Below are 14,737 nucleotides of genomic sequence, written 5' to 3' on the forward strand. Positions count from 1 at the left end.
CGTCAACGCAGCCCGCAACATTCTGGCCGCCGGACTGGCGGTGTCGGCCTGTGGAGACGGTGTAAGACCTCAACGGAGCACTCCGGGCGGGCAGTCGTCGATGAAGCAGGAAGTCGTCCCACCGCAGCGCTCACGCGCAGCGGCTCAGCCGCGAGGCTGAGGGGAATCCCCGTTCCTTCAGGGCGGGGAGGATGTCAACTCGGTCTCCCTCAGGGTCAGGACGTCGTGCGGGCCTCAGCATGACGCCCCGTCGGCACTCGGCCGATCTCCACCCCGGCCAACAACGGCCGCCCCGCGCTCCACTCCGGCACGTGGCCGTCGCAGCCTGCCGGCGCACGTACGGGACGGCGACGCGCCAGGCCTCGCCGTCACGCGAGGGCGAACGCGCAGGGGGTGCGGCCGGTGGGGCGGGCGCGGATGCTGGGGGGTGTCTGACAATTCGCGTCGGATCAGCGTGCGGCGTTGGGGTGCGTGCATCGCAAGGCGGAGGAGGGAGTCCATGCGGAGCATCGGCGACCGACGACAATTGGCGGTGGTGTCGCGGGAGGTGGCGGCGGAGCCGGGGCGGCGGGCGAAGACGGGGTTGTTGGCCGGGTGCCTGCAGGAGTTGGGGCCCTCGGAGGGGCCGGCGGCGGTGGCGCTGCTGTCCGGGGAGTCGCAGCGGTTGCGAACGGGGGTCGGGCCGGCGGCGCTGCGCGGACTGCCCGGGCCCGCGGCGGAGGCTTCGCTCGGCGTACGGGAGGTGGAACGCGAGCTGGAGCGGATCGCGGGGGTGCACGGGGCCGGGGCGCAGGCGGAGCGGCGGCGGCTGTTGGACGGGCTGTTCGCGCGGGCGACCGCGGTGGAGCAGGGGTTCCTGCGGGCGGTGCTGGTCGGTGACCTGCGGCAGGGGGCGCTGGACGCGGTGGTCGGGGACGCCGTGGCGCAGGCGGCGGGGGTGCCGGCGGCGGCGGTGCGGCGGGCGCTGATGTTCCGGGGTTCGGCGCGCGCGGTGGCGCAGGCGGCGCTGACCGGCGGGGTGGCGGCCCTGGCGGCGTTCCGGCTGGAGGTGGGGCGGGCGGTGCGCCCGATGCTGGCCGCCTCCGCGCCGGACGTGGCCGCGGCGCTGGAGCGCACCGGCCCGGCCGCGCTGGAGTGGAAGCTGGACGGGATCCGGGTGCAGGTGCACCGGGACGGCCGCGAGGTCGCGGTGTTCACCCGCAGCCTGGACGACATCACCGCGCGGGTTCCCGAGGTGGCCGAGGCCGCGCTCGCACTGCCGCTGCGATCGGCGGTGCTGGACGGCGAGGCGATCGCGCTCGGTCCGGACGGGCGGCCGCGCCCGTTCCAGGAGACCGCCGCGCGCACCGCCTCACGGCGGGATCCGCAGCGGTTGCGCGCCGAAGTCCCGCTCAACGCCTACTTCTTCGACCTGCTGCACCGGGACGGCGAGGACCTGGTGGACCGTCCGGGGCGGGAGCGCTGGGCGGCGCTGGCCGGGGCGGTCCCGCAGGAACTCCGGGTGGCCCGCACCGAGACCGGGGACCGCGAGCGGGCGCTGGCCTTCTTCCGCGACACCCTGGCCCTCGGCCACGAGGGCGTCCTGGTCAAGGACCCGGCGGCCGGGTACGCGGCCGGGCGGCGCGGTATTGGCTGGATCAAGGTCAAGCCCCGGCTGACCCTCGACCTGGTCGTGCTGGCCGCCGAATGGGGCAGCGGGCGGCGGCGCGGCTTCCTCAGCAACCTGCACCTGGGCGCCCGGGCGGCGGGCGAGCCGGGGCTCGGCCCGTGGGTGATGCTCGGCAAGACCTTCAAGGGCCTCACCGACGCGACGCTCACCTGGCAGACGGCGGAACTGCTGGCCCGGGAGACCGAGCGGGACGAATGGACGGTGTGGGTCCGCCCGGAGCTGGTCGTCGAGATCGCCTTCGACGGCCTGCAGCGCAGCTCCCGCTACCCCGCCGGGCTGGCGCTGCGGTTCGCCCGGGTGGTGCGCTACCGGCCGGACAAGGACGCCGTGGAGGCCGACACCGTCGCGACCGTACGGGAGATCGCCGCCGCCGAGGGGCTGTGAGGCGGGCCCGGACGTTCGGGGAGGCGGGCCGGGCCGGGCAGTATGCCGATTCGGGAAGTGTGCCGGTCGGGGGCGGTGCGGTCGGCGTTCGGCGGGTGACGTCGGTTCAAACCTTCCGCGCCGCCCGGGCGCTGCGACGGGGGCCCAATCGGCCATTCTCGACAATCCCGGCACCGCGCACTCCGTGGGCGGAGCAGCGGCGGTTAGGTTGGCAATGACAACGAGAGGCCGCCGCCGGGCAGCCGGCGGCGCACTGGCGAGAGGTGCCCGACCATGCGGGTGAGCGTCGACCGGGACCGCTGCTGCAGCTCCGGGATGTGTGTCACGAACGTTCCCGAGGTCTTCGACCAGGACGACCAGGACAGCCTGGTGAGACTCCGTCAAACCACCTACAGGCCCGAGCAGTTCGCCGATCTGCGACTGGCCGCCCAGCTCTGCCCGGGCGGTGCGATCACCGTCACGGAGGACGAGCCCGCCACCGTCGACGGCTGACAGCTGACAGCTGACGACGCCGACTCCACCGGAACCGACCGACCGACGGAACGCCGGCACCACCACCGACCCCCACCGGAGAGCACCGCGACGCAAGGAGACCCCACCTTGACGAGCACACCCACCGCCCCCGCCGTCCCGCTGCCGGCCCCGCGCTCCGCCGGCTGCCCGTTCGCCCCGCCGCCCGCGTACACCGAGGCGGCCGCCGCCGGCCCCGTCACCCGGGCGGACCTGCCCGGGGGCACGTCCTGCTGGCTGGCCACCGGCTACGCCGAGGTCCGCACCATCCTGTCCGACCACCGGTTCAGCGCGGACGTGCGCCACCCGAACTTCCCGTTCCTGCTCCCCGGCCGCCGGAAGATCATCGCCGAGAACCCGAGCTTCCTGCGGCTGGACGACCCCGAGCACGCCCGGCTGCGCCGGATGGTCACCGGGGACTTCCTGGTCAAGCGGGTCGAGGCGATGCGCCCGGACATCCAGCGGATCGTCGACGAGGCGCTGGACCGGATGACCGAGGGCCGTACCGAGGCCGACCTGGTCGCCGACTTCGCGCTGCCCGTCCCCTCGCTGGTGATCTGCCTGCTGCTCGGCGTCCCGTACGAGGACCGCGAGTTCTTCCAGGAGCTCAGCCGGACGCTGCTCAGCAACACCAGCAGGCTCGAACGACTCCTGGAGGCCCAGGAGGAGCTGCTGGACTACCTGGAGGGGCTGACGGCCCGCAAGCGGGCCCGGCCGGAGGACGACATCCTCAGCCGGCTCGCCGCCCGGGACGACCTCACCCTGCGCGAGGCCGCCAACACCGGCATCCTGCTGCTGGTCGCCGGACACGAGACCACCGCGAACATGATCTCGCTCTCCACCGCCCTCCTGCTGGACCAGCCCGAACAGGCCGCCAGGCTGGCCGACCCGGCCGCGGTGCCCGGTGCGGTGGAGGAACTGCTGCGGCACCTCACCATCGTCCACACCGGGCTGCCCCGGGTGGCCCTGGAGGACGTGGAGCTGGGCGGGACGACGATCAGGGCCGGCGAGGGCGTGATCGCGATGCTCTCCACCGCCAACCGGGACGCGACGCTGTTCGGCGGCGCCGACCACCGGCCCGTGGACGAGCTGGACCTGGACCGGGACGCCCGGCGGCACCTGGCCTTCGGTTTCGGCGTGCACCAGTGCCTCGGCCAGCCGCTGGCCCGCGCCGAGCTGCAGATCGCCCTGGCCACCCTGTTCCGCCGACTGCCCGGGCTGCGCCTCACCCCCGGCCACGAGCCGGCGTTCCGGACGGACTCGTTCATCTACGGCATGCGGTCGCTGTCCGTCACCTGGTGACCGCTCCCCGGTCCGGATCCGGGTGCCGGCACGCGGCGCGTCGGCACCCGGCTGGCCCCGGAGCAGCGGCGGGGGCAGGCTGGAAGAGCGAAAGAGCCACCCGGTCCCGCCGCGCCCGCGGCCCGGCGCCGGGACCGGCCGATGAGACGGAGCCCGCGATGACCGACATGAGCGAACGGTTCGAGGTGAGCACCGACAGCGACGACGACGTCCGCGCCGCCGACCCCGAGGAAGGCATCACGTCGATGCAGAACCTGCACGCGCAGGACACCTCCCAGGCGGAGGGCGACGCGCTGCCGGACGAATCCGGCCGACTCGACTGACCGTCCGCCGAACGCACACACGCACTCGACCCACATGTACTCGACCGCCCGGTGGAACCGGGCGGTCGCCGCGACCGCAGGTGTCGCTGCCCCGGCGGCGGCCCACCGGCGGGGGAGGATAGGCGCATGACTGAACACGACCAAGGCAATCGGCAGGCCCAGCCGGCCGCGGACCCGCGCGCGTCGTGGGCGACCTGGACCACCCAGTCCATCATCAGCGGCCCCGGAGGGGTCACCACCAGCGAGGTCGGCCCGATCTCCGGCGACCTCACCGTGCACACCACCTGGGTGGACGGCGAGGCGCGGCTCACCGTGCAGTACACCGGCGCGCTGGACTGGTACACGGTGTCCGGCAGTCCGGTACCGGCGGCCGACGAGACCACCGCACGGGCCATCCACCAAGCGATGGTGAACGGCGTCAAGGCGGGCCGGGGCGCGGGCGCCCCGACGACACCGGCGCCCTGACCGTCCCGGCGGGTCCTGACTAGGGGGCCTCGTCGGCGTCCGGCACCGTCTCGCCCTTCACCACCGGCGCAGCATCCGGCGCCGTCTCGCCCTTCACCACCGGCGCGGCCGCGGCCCAGTAGGCGCGGTCCGCCGGCGGGCGGGAGCGCAGGTCCGCCCGGACCTCCTCCGCCAGCCGGCGGGTGTCGCGCCGGTTCATCGTGGCGCCGATGCCGGCGCCGACCAGCAGCGGCGTCAGTGAGGGCAGGTGGCGCAGCGAGCTGCGGGTGAGCCGGCGGCGCACCTGGCGGCGCACCTCCGCACCGATGGCCAGCCCGGCGAAGCCGGCGGGCCGCACCAGCAGCGTCGCGTCGATCCCGCGGCGGTCGGCCCACGCGCCGAGGTAGGCGCCCGCCCGCTGGGTGGCGCTGCCCTGCGCCGGAGTGCCGTAGACCTCGTGCAGCTCGGCGATCAGCTTGATCTCCACGGCCGCCACCGCGAGCGTCTCGGCCGCGATCTCCACCGGCATCGCGGGCGGCACCGGCATCATCGCCGCCGCGCCGACGCCCGCCCCGAGCGCGCCGGAGGCCCGGACGGCGCCGGTGGCCAGCAGGTCGGCCAGCTGCTCCGGGGAGGCCGCGCCCGGGTGCTGGGCCCGCAGGGTGGCGAGGTCGCGCACCGGGATCCGCGGTGCGGCCTGCACCAACTGCTCGGTGAGGACCTTGCCGCCGTACGCGGCGCCCCGGGCGGCGGCCCACCCGGCGTCGCCGAGCCGACGGGCGGCCTGCAGCACCACGGCGCGGCCGCGACCGCGCCGCTGCTCGGCGTTCGCGGCGACCGGGCCCTCCTGCTCCGGCTGCTCGGACTCCTCGACGAGGTCGGCGAGCTGCTCGCCCAGGTCCGGTTCGGGGGTCGGCCGGGAGCGCCCCGGCCTGCGGAAGACTGCCATGGGGATCACGTACCCCCACGGCCCGGGGGCTACGCGGTGACCGTCGCCGACTCGGTGACCTCGACCCCGTGCCAGAACCCCACCCGGCCGCGCACGTGCTCGGCCTCGGGCTTGGGCTCGGCGTAGAACCAGGCGGCGTCGGGGTTGGTCTGCCCGTCGACCTCCAGGGTGTAGTAGCCGGCGGTGCCCTTCCAGCTGCACACCGTGGTCGTCTCGGAGGGCCGCAGGTACTCCGCGCGGACCGACTCGATCGGGAAGTAGTGGTTGCCCTCGACGAGGACGGTGTCCTCGCTCTCGGCGATGACGACGCCCTGCCAACTCGCTGTGATCATGCGGTGATTGTGCCCGAGGCAGGCCCGCGACGGCCAGCGGTTCCGGGGATCCGGCGGGTTTCCGGCGTCAGGGCAGCGGGTGGGCGTGGACCGGCAGGTGCGGGGTCTGGTGGCCGCCGCTGGCGAGCATCCGGACCTCGCCGGCGTCGCTGATCTCGGCCCGGACGATGCCGCTCTCGTCCTCGTACACCGGGTGGCCGCCCGGGCCGGACGCGCTGGTGCGGGTGACCACCACGACGTCCTGCGGGGCCTGGGTGCCGGGGGTGCCGGGGAAGGTGAGGGCGTAACGCTTGGCGGGGTTCATCTCCGGTTCCTGCTCCCTTCACCGATGTCGGCGGATGGCGGATGTCGGCGGGCATCCGGGGACGTCCGCTGCCGTCCGCGCCCGAGGGCGCTACCCGACCGCCTCGACGGCCCGGGCGTGCGAGCCGCGGACCTCCAACTCGGCGAGCAGCCGGGCGGTGGCCTCGGCGACCGCGTCCACGGCCCGGTCGAAGGCCTCCCGGTTGTGCGCCGCCGGGGCGCGGAACCCGGAGACCTTGCGGACGTACTGCAGCGCGGCGGCGCGGAAGTCGTCCTCGTCGGCCCGGGGCGTCACGGGCGGTCGCAGCGTCTTGATGTTGCGGCACATGCCCCCAGTCTCGCGCGCGGAGGCCGCGCTGGCGACCCCCTTTCGTCACCCGGGCCACACGAGGCGGTAATCCGACCGGATTAGGATTCCGGACGAACGAATTCGTCCGCCGCGCGCTCCCCCGGTCGTCGGCATCACCCCGGAGTCACTCCCTTGCCCCTCGCGCTGCTCGCGCTGGCCGTCACCGCGTTCGCCATCGGCACCACCGAATTCGCCGCCATGGGACTCCTCCCCCAGGTCGCCGACAGCCTGCACATCTCCATCCCGCAGGCGGGCTGGCTGATCTCGGCGTACGCGCTCGGCGTGGTGATCGGCGCGCCGCTGCTGACCGCGCTGGCCGCCGGACGCCCCCGCAAGGCCGTGCTGGTGGCACTGGCCGGGCTGTTCACGGTCGGCAACCTGCTGTGCGCGCTGGCACCCGACTTCTGGACGCTGGCCGCCGCCCGGCTGATCACCGGGCTGCCGCACGGCGCCTTCTTCGGGGCCGGAGCCGTCGCCGCGGCCGATCTGGTCGCACCGGAGCGGCGGGCCCGCGCGGTCGCCGTGATGTTCTCCGGGCTGACCGTCGCCAACATCGTCGGTGTCCCGGCCGCCACCCTGCTCGGCCAGCACCTGGGCTGGCGGGCGACCATGCTGGTGGTGGTCCTGATCGCCGCCGCCGGGACGCTCGCCATCGCCAGGCTGGTGCCGGAGCTGCCCTCCCCGGGCCAGTCCGGGCTCCGGCACGAGCTGCGGGCCTTCCGCAGCGGGCAGCTGTGGCTGGCGCTGGCCACCGTGGTGTTCGGCTGCGGCGGCTTCTTCGCCTGCTACAGCTACATCGCGCCGCTGCTCACCGAGGTCTCCGGGTACGCCACCGGCTCGGTCACCCTGGTGCTGGCGCTGTTCGGGGTCGGGATGACCATCGGCAACGTGCTCGGCGGGTTCGCCGCCGACCGGGCGCTGCGACCGACCGTCTGCGCGGCCTTCGTGCTGCTCTCCGCCACCCTGGCGCTGTTCGCGGTGACCGCGCACGCCCGCTGGTCGGCGGCCGTGACCGTGATGCTGGTCGGACTGTTCGGCTTCGCGATCGTGCCGGCCGTGCAGACCCTGGTGCTGCAGAAGGCGCGCAGCGCGCCGACGCTGGCCTCCGCGACGGTGCAGGGCGCCTTCAACCTGGCCAACGCCCAGGGCGCCTACCTCGGCGGGCTGGCCCTGGACGCCGGGCTCGGCTGGACCTCGCCCACGCTGGTCGGCGCGGGCCTGGCCGGCGCGGGCGCGCTGATCGCGGTGCTCGCCTGGGCGGCCGACCGGCGGCGGCCCGCGCCCGCCGTCGCGGAGCCGGCCGCCACCGTCCTGGTCGGTTCCTAGGAACCCGCGATCTCCCGGTGGGCGTCGGCGAGCAGTCGGTAGCCCTCGCCGTTGGCCTTGATGCCCGTCCGCTCGTCCTCGGTCAGCTCGCGGCGGACCTTGGCCGGGACGCCCGCGACCAGGGAGCCGGGCGGGACGACCATGCCCTGCGGCACCACCGCGCCGGCCGCGACCAGCGAGCCGGTGCCGATCCGGGCGCCGTTCAGCACGGTGGCGTTCATGCCCACCAGCACGTCGTCCTCGACCGTGCAGCCGTGCAGGACCGCGTTGTGGCCCACCGAGATCCGCTCGCCGACCACCAGCGGGAAGCCGGGGTCGGCGTGCAGGGTGCAGTTGTCCTGGATGTTGCTGCCCGCGCCGACGCTGATGGACTCGGCGTCCGCGCGCAGCACCGCGCCGTACCAGACGCTCGCGCCCGCGCCGACGGTCACGTCCCCCACCACCACGGCGTTCGGCGCGACGAAGGCGCTCGGGTCGACGGCGGGCACCCGGCCCCCGACTGCGGCGATCAGCGGCTCTGCCATGTCTCGTCCTCCTGCTGACGGTCGGCCGCACGGTCGTACGACCCGGCGGTCAGCGTAGAGGGTCGGTCCCTGTTGGCAGCGGTGTGTGTCCGGTCGGGGGCTGGGGGCCGCAGAGGGCGGTACGGCTCCGCGTGCGTGCGGGCGGACCGGTCAGGCGAGCGGGGCGTGCTTGCGCAGCACCTCGATGAAGGCGCGCAGCCACGCCGGGTGGTCGGGCCAGGCGCGGGCCGAGACGACCACGCCGTCCACCACGGCCTCGGCCTCGACGAACTCGGCGCCGGCCGCCTTGATGTCCGGGGCCAGCGCCGGGTAGGCGGAGGTACGGCGGCCGTCCAGGACGCCGGCGGCGGCGGTGATCAGCGGGCCGTGGCAGATCTGTGCGACGGGCTTGTCCCCGGCGAAGAAGTGCTGCGCGATCCGCTGCACGTCCGGGTCGTTGCGCAGGTACTCGGGGGCGCGGCCGCCGGGGATGACCAGGGCCACGTAGTCGGCCGGGTCGACGTCGGCGAGGGCGATGTCGGCGGGCCAGGTGTAGCCGGGCTTCTCGGTGTAGGTGTCGTAGCCCTCGACGAAGTCGTGCACCACGAACTGCAGGCGCTTCTTGGTCGGGGCCGCGATGTCGACCTGGTAGCCCTCCTCGCGCAACCGCTGGTACGGGTAGAACACCTCCAACGACTCGGCGGCGTCCCCGGTGACGAGCAGGATCTTCGATGTCATCGCCGACATCCCTCCACGTGGTCGAGCCTCAGGTCCGTTGTGGGCACCGGACGTTGGCGGCCGGCCCGGGCCCGGTCCAACCTCCCGTACCCGCCGTGCGGTTGGCAACAGGGCGCACCGGGCGTACGGCGGCGCATACGGAGGCGCGCGCGCCGGTTGCGCGGAGTGTGCGCCGGGTGACCGCCCGGCTTCGGCACCCGGCCGGGCGCGGCCTAGACTCCTGCTGCCCACGACCCGCCTTCACCTGGAGGAGCCCATGCCGGACCGCACCACCTACCTCGTCCTCCCCGGCTACCAGAACTCGGGCCCCGAGCACTGGCAGACCCACTGGGAGGCCGCCGAGCCGGAGGCCTTCCGTCGGGTCGAGCAGGCGGACTGGGACCACCCGGAGCGGGAGGACTGGGTGGCCCGGGTGGACGCGGCGGTCGCGGCGGCCGCCGCCGAGGGCCCGGTGGTGCTGGTCGCCCACAGCCTGGGCTGCATCACGGCCGCGCGCTGGGTGGCCACCGCCCCCGCCGCGCGGACCGCCGCCGTCCGGGGCGCGCTGCTCGTCGCCCCGGCCGACATCGACACCGCCGAGGTCCCGGAGCTGGTGGACTTCCGGCCGGTGGCGCTGGAGGCGTTCCCGTTCCCGACCGTGGTGGTCTCCTCGACCGACGACCCGTGGGTCTCCCCCGAGCGGGCCCGTGCCTTCGCCGCGGCCTGGGGCGCCCGGTACGTCGAGCCGGGCGCGTACGGGCACCTCAACTCGGACTCCGGGCTGGGCGACTGGCCGGAGGGTCGCAAGCTGCTCGCCGAACTGTGACACCGTGAACGGGGGGACGATGGACAAGCGGAGGTCACGGGCCAGGCGCATCGTGGTCCGGCTGCTGGCGACCTGCGGACTGGCCGCCGTACTGCTGTACACCGAGGGTCAGTGGGAGAGCCGATCGGGCGGGCGGATGCTCGTCGCCGACCTGCTCAACCGGCCGGAACTGCTGCTGGGGGCGGCACTGGGCGCGCTGATCGCGGCCGCCTGGCTGGGCGACCTGCGCGCCGCGGCGCTGCGGACGGCCACCCGGGCGGTCACGGTGACCGCCGGGGTGGTGTTCGTGCTCGGCGTGCTGGCCGCGCACAAGGTCGCGGCGGCCGAGACCCGCAGCCGGGAGACGGCGCCGGCCGGGGCCGAGCGGGCCCTGGTGGTGGTGCACCGCTCGTACGCCACCGGGCCGGCGCCGGGCGAGCACTGGCAGGTGCTGCTGGAGTCCGGCGAGGGCTGGGAGGCGCGGCGCTGGTCGCTGGCGGACATCGGCGGGGGCCCGGACGACACCCGGCTGGTGGAGGCGAGTTGGACCGGCCGGGAGCAGATCACCGTGGTGACCGACTCCTATCGGCGGGTGTTCAACCTCGACCAGGACAGCGGCGAACCGGTCGAGGCACGGTAGGGCCGCCCACCGGCGGCGTCCGCGGACCGGGGCCGGCCGGGCCGCGCCGGGCTTCGGAGCCGGCTCACTGGTCCTCGGGGGCCGCCGGGGTGGAGGGGGCGGAGCGGCCGGTCGTGTCGGTGCCGCGCGGCTTGCCGGTGTTCCCGGTCGTGCCCGGGCCGCCCGTGGCCGGGGCGCCGGTGCAGGTGACCGGGCTCGGGGAGCCGCTGGAGGTGGTGCAGTTCGGGTCGCGCTTGGGCGGGTCCGGGATGTAGACGGTGGTGAAGTCCTTCTCCGGCAGGCCCCGGACGGCATCGCTCATCGCCTGCTGCCAGATCGGCCCGGGGCCGGTCGCGCCGAACACCTCGGCCTGGTACCTGCCGCCGATCCGGATGTTGCGCATCGGCACCTTGGTGCCCGGGCTGCCGAGCCAGACCGAACCGGCCAGGTTGCCCGTGTAGCCGGTGAACCAGGCCGACTTCTTCTCGTCCGTGGTACCGGTCTTGCCCGCGATCTGGCGGCCGTCGTCCAGGCCGAGGTCCCGGGCGGTGCCGCCCTTCTCCGTCACCCCGAGCAGCACGGTGTTGATCACGTCGGCGGTGTCCTCGGACATCGCCTGGCTGCACCGGGCCGGCGGCACCGGCACGTCCTTGCCGTCCACCGTGCTGATCCGGCTGATCGCCACCGGCGCGCAGTACGTCCCGCGGGCGGCGAAGGTCGCGTACACGTTGGCCATGGTCAGCGGGCTGACCTCCTGGGTGCCGAGGCCGAGCGCGGGCACCTCCTGGAGCGCCGAGCCGTCCGCCTTGCCGGCCACGCCCAGCTTGTTGGCCATCTGCTTGACCGCGCAGAGGCCGATCTCCTGCTCCATCTGCACGAAGTAGGTGTTCACGGAGAGCGCCATCGCCTGCTTGAGCTCGTACGGGCCCTTCTCGGACTCGGACTCGTTGGGGATCGTCCCGTCCTTCTTGCCCTTGCTGAGGTTCTTCCAGGTGCCGTCGCAGGTCTTCATGGTCGGCCAGTCCATGCGGTTCGGCGAGTCGTAGCGCTGGGTGGACGACAGACCGGCCTCCAGGGCGGCGGCGGCCACGATCGGCTTGAAGTTGGAGCCGGGCTGGAAGCCGATGCCTCCGCCCATCGCCGCGTCCACGTTGTAGTTGACGACGGTCTCGTTCTTCTCCTTGGCGAGGCCGTACGGGCGGGTCTGCGCCATCGCCAGGATGTCGCCGGTGCCGGGCTGGACCATCGTCATCGCCGCGGAGACCGGGTCGGTGACGTACACCTTGGTGGAGACGGCGTTCTGGGCGGCGGCCTGCTTGTCCGGGTCCAGCGTGGTGTAGATGTTCAGGCCGCCGGTGTCCCACAGCTTCGTGCGCTCGGCCGCGCTCTTGCCGAAGGCCGGGTCCTGCTTGACGACGTGCCGCACGTAGTCGCAGAAGAAGCCCATGCCGGCCTTGGCGGTGATGCAACCGTTCTGCGGGTCACGGTAGTTGAGGCCGAGCGGGGCGGCCTTGGCCTCCTTGGCCTGCGCCGCGGTGATGTGCTTGCTCTCCACCATCTTGTCGATGACGGTGTCGCGGCGCTTCTGCGCGGCCACCGGGTGCAGCTTCGGGTCGTACTGCGAAGGGTTCTGCACCAGCCCGGCGAGCATCGCCGCCTCGGGCAGGGTGAGGTCCTTGGCGTCCTTGCCGAAGTAGCGCTGGGAGGCGGCCTGGATGCCGTACGCCTGGTGGCCGTAGAAGGTGATGTTGAGGTAGTTGGTGAGGATCTGCTCCTTGGTCAGGTCCTCCTCCAGCTTGATGGCGTACCGGAGTTCCTGGATCTTGCGGCCGAGCGTCTTGCGCTGCGCCTCGCGCACCGCCTCCGGGTCGTCGCCGGCCTTCTCCACGTTGACGTTCTTGACGTACTGCTGGGTCAGGGTGGAGGCGCCCTGCACGGTCGCTCCGCTCTCGGCGTTCTTGGTGACGGCCCGCAGGATGCCCTTGAGGTCCACCGCGCCGTGCTCGTAGAAGCGGGCGTCCTCGATGTCCACCTGCGCCTGGCGGATCAGCGGGGACATCTGCTCGGCCGTGAGGACGGTGCGGTCCCGCTCGTAGACCTTGGCGATCAGGCCGCCCTTGGCGTCGAAGATCTGGGTGGCCTGGGTCAGCGGCGGGGTCTTGAAGTCGTCGGGGATGTTCTCGAAGCCCTCGGCGCCGCTCTTCGCACCGAGCCCGACGGCGCCGGCCGCCGGGAGGACCAGCCCTGCCAGCAGCACGCCGCCGAGCACACTGGCGCCGAGGAACTTGGCCGCATGGCCCAGCATTCCGAGCGGGGTCTCACGGCGCCTCGGGCGGGGCACCCAGGTGTCGCCCGGATCCGGGGCGGGTATGCGGCTCTTCGGTGACATAGTTCGAACATTACGGCCGTGAACACCCTGCGTGGGGCGGGTGTTGGCGAAGGATTGTCACAAAATCGCGACAGATTCGACTCATTCACGAGGGTCGAACGGACGTGCACGCAGGGGCAAGGACCGTTCGCCTACGGCCTGTTGCTCCCGCGTGCCCGGGGAATCGCTCAGCGGGCGCTCAGCTCGCCGGGCAGAAGACGTCCTCGGCCGGGCGCCTGCCGGTGACCAGGTAGTCCGTCACCACCGCGTCGCCGCAGGCGTTCCCGTTGGCGACGTAGACGTCGTGGCCGCCGGAGTCCACCGTCACCATCCGGGCCCGGTCACCGAACGCCGCACGCAGCTTGAGCGCGCCCTGGTACGGGGTGGCGACGTCGCGCAGGTTCTGGGCCAGCAGGACGTTCGCCGGGCCGCGGTCGGTCACCGTCACCGGCGGCTCGGCGGGCGCGAACGGCCAGAAGGCGCAGGGCATCACGTTCACCGGCATGCCCGCGGTGAGCGGATGGGCGGCCCGCTCGGCGGCGACGTCCTTGACGTACCCGGCCGGGTCGGTCGGCCACGTGACGTCGTTGCACAGGGTGCCGACCGAGACGGCGATGGTGTTCTGCACGGCCTGCACGGCCTGCTCGGGCAGCGCCGCCGGGGCGGGCAGCGGGCGGCGGCCGAGGCCGGCCAGCATCAGCCGGGCCAGGTCGGGGAACTTGGCGTCCGCGTACAGGCTCTGCAGCATGGTCTCGCGCAGCACGTTCCCGTTCAGCTCCGCCGGGTCGGCGCCGGGCCAGGGCAGCGGCGCCCGGTCCAGGCGGGCGGCGAGGTCGAGGAAGAGCGGACGGACCTCCTCGGGGGTGTCCGCGACCCGGTCCGGATTGCCGGGCGACGCCGCCCACGCGGCGAAGTCCGGGAAGCGGTCCTCGACGCCCCGGCCGAAGGCGGCGAGCCAGCCGCGCTCCACCCGGGTCGGGTCCGGGTTGTCGTTGCTGTCCAGCACGATCCGGTCGGTCCGCTGCGGGAACATGGTGGCGTAGACGGCGCCCGGGTAGGTGCCGTACGAGGTGCCCCAGGCGGAGAGGCGGCGCTCGCCGAGGGCCCGGCGGATGCCGTCGATGTCGCGGGCCTCGTTCGCGGTGGAGATGCTGCGCAGTACCGGGCCGCCGTTGCGGGCGCAGGTCTCGGCGACGCGGCGCTCGTAGGCGACGTTCCCGTCGATCGAGCCGTCGGCGGCGGGCCAGGGGCGCAGCTTGACCATCGCCAGGTCGGAGCGGTCGAGGTCGCAGCTGACCGGGGTGGAGCGGCCGACGCCGCGCGGGTCGAAGCCGACCAGGTCGAAGCGGTCCAGGACGGACTGCGGGAGGCGCTGGGCCGCGCTGCCGGGGATGTCCAGGCCCGAGCCGCCCGGCCCGCCGGGGATGGTGAGCAGAACGCCGTGGCGCAGGGCCGGCTTGGCGGCGGGGATGCGGGAGATCGCGAGGGTGATCTGCTCGCCCTGCGGATCGCGGTAGTCGAGTGGGACGGTGACGGTGGCGCACTGCTGACGAGGGTCGGTCTTCCCGCCGCAGGCCGACCAGGCGAGGCGGTCCTTGCCCTGGTTCGGTGCGTCGGCGGCGGCAGGCAGAGCGGTCAGCGCGGTGACGGCGAGGGCAGCGGCCGCGGTCGCGGCGGCGGTGCTGGCGATCATGTTCTTCGGCATGCCCAAGAGTCTGCTGCGACAGGGGACTTGGGCCCATCCGGGCAGCGGGCCGGTCGGGGGTGGGGTAATCCCCCGCCCGCCGGGTGGAGGCCGCATCCGGGTGCGGCCTCCGGTGGGGTCGGGGGTGGG

16 protein-coding genes are annotated in these 14,737 nt (G+C 74.0%); 8 read left to right on the top strand and 8 right to left on the bottom strand.

Annotated features, from left to right (window positions below):
- The first annotated feature begins 499 nt into the window (after window positions 1–499).
- The 5 genes from OP86_RS30485 (at window position 500) to OP86_RS30500 (ending at window position 4,653) form a co-directional block, all read left to right on the top strand.
- On the top strand, window positions 500–2,053 hold the full coding sequence (locus OP86_RS30485; RefSeq protein WP_033334076.1) for an ATP-dependent DNA ligase: 1,554 nt from the start codon (window positions 500–502) through the stop codon (window positions 2,051–2,053).
- A 273-nt stretch (window positions 2,054–2,326) separates the two neighbouring features.
- Window positions 2,327–2,545, top strand: a complete 219-nt coding sequence (locus tag OP86_RS30490) for a ferredoxin (RefSeq protein ID WP_030058210.1) — start codon at window positions 2,327–2,329, stop codon at window positions 2,543–2,545.
- Between the two features lie 108 nt (window positions 2,546–2,653).
- On the top strand, window positions 2,654–3,865 hold the full coding sequence (locus OP86_RS30495; RefSeq protein WP_030058211.1) for a cytochrome P450: 1,212 nt from the start codon (window positions 2,654–2,656) through the stop codon (window positions 3,863–3,865).
- Window positions 3,866–4,023: 158 nt separating this feature from the next.
- Window positions 4,024–4,188 (top strand): hypothetical protein, encoded by a 165-nt coding sequence (locus OP86_RS36990; RefSeq protein WP_157849882.1) that lies wholly within the window; start codon window positions 4,024–4,026, stop codon window positions 4,186–4,188.
- A gap of 126 nt (window positions 4,189–4,314) precedes the next feature.
- Window positions 4,315–4,653, top strand: coding sequence for a hypothetical protein (locus OP86_RS30500; RefSeq protein WP_051831028.1), 339 nt, complete (start codon window positions 4,315–4,317; stop codon window positions 4,651–4,653).
- Window positions 4,654–4,672: 19 nt separating this feature from the next.
- Here OP86_RS30500 and OP86_RS34390 read toward each other — a convergent pair whose 3' ends face one another.
- The 4 genes from OP86_RS34390 to OP86_RS30520 all read right to left on the bottom strand — a co-directional run bounded on the left by OP86_RS34390 (window position 4,673) and on the right by OP86_RS30520 (window position 6,544).
- On the bottom strand, window positions 4,673–5,581 hold the full coding sequence (locus tag OP86_RS34390; RefSeq protein ID WP_063832488.1) for a hypothetical protein: 909 nt from the start codon (window positions 5,579–5,581) through the stop codon (window positions 4,673–4,675).
- A gap of 29 nt (window positions 5,582–5,610) precedes the next feature.
- Window positions 5,611–5,913, bottom strand: a complete 303-nt coding sequence (locus OP86_RS30510) for a DUF427 domain-containing protein (protein ID WP_030058214.1) — start codon at window positions 5,911–5,913, stop codon at window positions 5,611–5,613.
- Window positions 5,914–5,980: 67 nt separating this feature from the next.
- Entirely contained in the window at window positions 5,981–6,217 is a 237-nt protein-coding gene (locus OP86_RS30515; protein ID WP_030260495.1) for a DUF6296 family protein, read from the bottom strand.
- Between the two features lie 90 nt (window positions 6,218–6,307).
- The gene (locus OP86_RS30520) at window positions 6,308–6,544 is read right to left on the bottom strand and encodes a DUF2277 domain-containing protein (RefSeq protein WP_030058215.1); all 237 of its coding nucleotides are present in this window, start codon (window positions 6,542–6,544) and stop codon (window positions 6,308–6,310) included.
- A gap of 153 nt (window positions 6,545–6,697) precedes the next feature.
- On the opposite strand from OP86_RS30520, the gene OP86_RS30525 reads away from it, so the two are divergent.
- A complete protein-coding gene (locus tag OP86_RS30525; protein ID WP_030260492.1) occupies window positions 6,698–7,891 on the top strand; it encodes an MFS transporter in 1,194 nt (397 codons plus the stop codon).
- Here the strand turns inward: OP86_RS30525 and OP86_RS30530 are convergent.
- Together OP86_RS30530 and OP86_RS30535 are read right to left on the bottom strand one after the other, a co-directional pair.
- Window positions 7,888–8,415: a gamma carbonic anhydrase family protein gene (locus OP86_RS30530; protein WP_030058217.1), complete on the bottom strand. Its 528-nt coding sequence runs from the start codon at window positions 8,413–8,415 to the stop codon at window positions 7,888–7,890. The two genes, OP86_RS30525 and OP86_RS30530, sit on opposite strands and share 4 nt — an antisense overlap.
- Before the next feature lie 150 nt (window positions 8,416–8,565).
- Window positions 8,566–9,132, bottom strand: coding sequence for a DJ-1/PfpI family protein (locus tag OP86_RS30535; protein WP_030058218.1), 567 nt, complete (start codon window positions 9,130–9,132; stop codon window positions 8,566–8,568).
- Window positions 9,133–9,388: 256 nt separating this feature from the next.
- Between OP86_RS30535 and OP86_RS30540 the strand changes: the two genes are divergently transcribed.
- Both OP86_RS30540 and OP86_RS30545 read left to right on the top strand, forming a co-directional pair.
- Window positions 9,389–9,937, top strand: a complete 549-nt coding sequence (locus tag OP86_RS30540; protein WP_030058219.1) for an RBBP9/YdeN family alpha/beta hydrolase — start codon at window positions 9,389–9,391, stop codon at window positions 9,935–9,937.
- A gap of 19 nt (window positions 9,938–9,956) precedes the next feature.
- Window positions 9,957–10,556, top strand: coding sequence for a hypothetical protein (locus tag OP86_RS30545; RefSeq protein WP_158707037.1), 600 nt, complete (start codon window positions 9,957–9,959; stop codon window positions 10,554–10,556).
- A gap of 64 nt (window positions 10,557–10,620) precedes the next feature.
- Here the strand turns inward: OP86_RS30545 and OP86_RS30550 are convergent, their stop codons facing one another.
- The gene (locus OP86_RS30550) at window positions 10,621–12,924 is read right to left on the bottom strand and encodes a transglycosylase domain-containing protein (protein ID WP_267883127.1); all 2,304 of its coding nucleotides are present in this window, start codon (window positions 12,922–12,924) and stop codon (window positions 10,621–10,623) included.
- A gap of 178 nt (window positions 12,925–13,102) precedes the next feature.
- The gene (locus tag OP86_RS30555) at window positions 13,103–14,608 is read right to left on the bottom strand and encodes an alpha/beta hydrolase (protein ID WP_030058223.1); all 1,506 of its coding nucleotides are present in this window, start codon (window positions 14,606–14,608) and stop codon (window positions 13,103–13,105) included.
- Window positions 14,609–14,737: the final 129 nt, after the last annotated feature.

Source organism: Streptomyces novaecaesareae, from assembly GCF_000716875.1.
GTDB lineage: Bacteria > Actinomycetota > Actinomycetes > Streptomycetales > Streptomycetaceae > Kitasatospora > Kitasatospora novaecaesareae.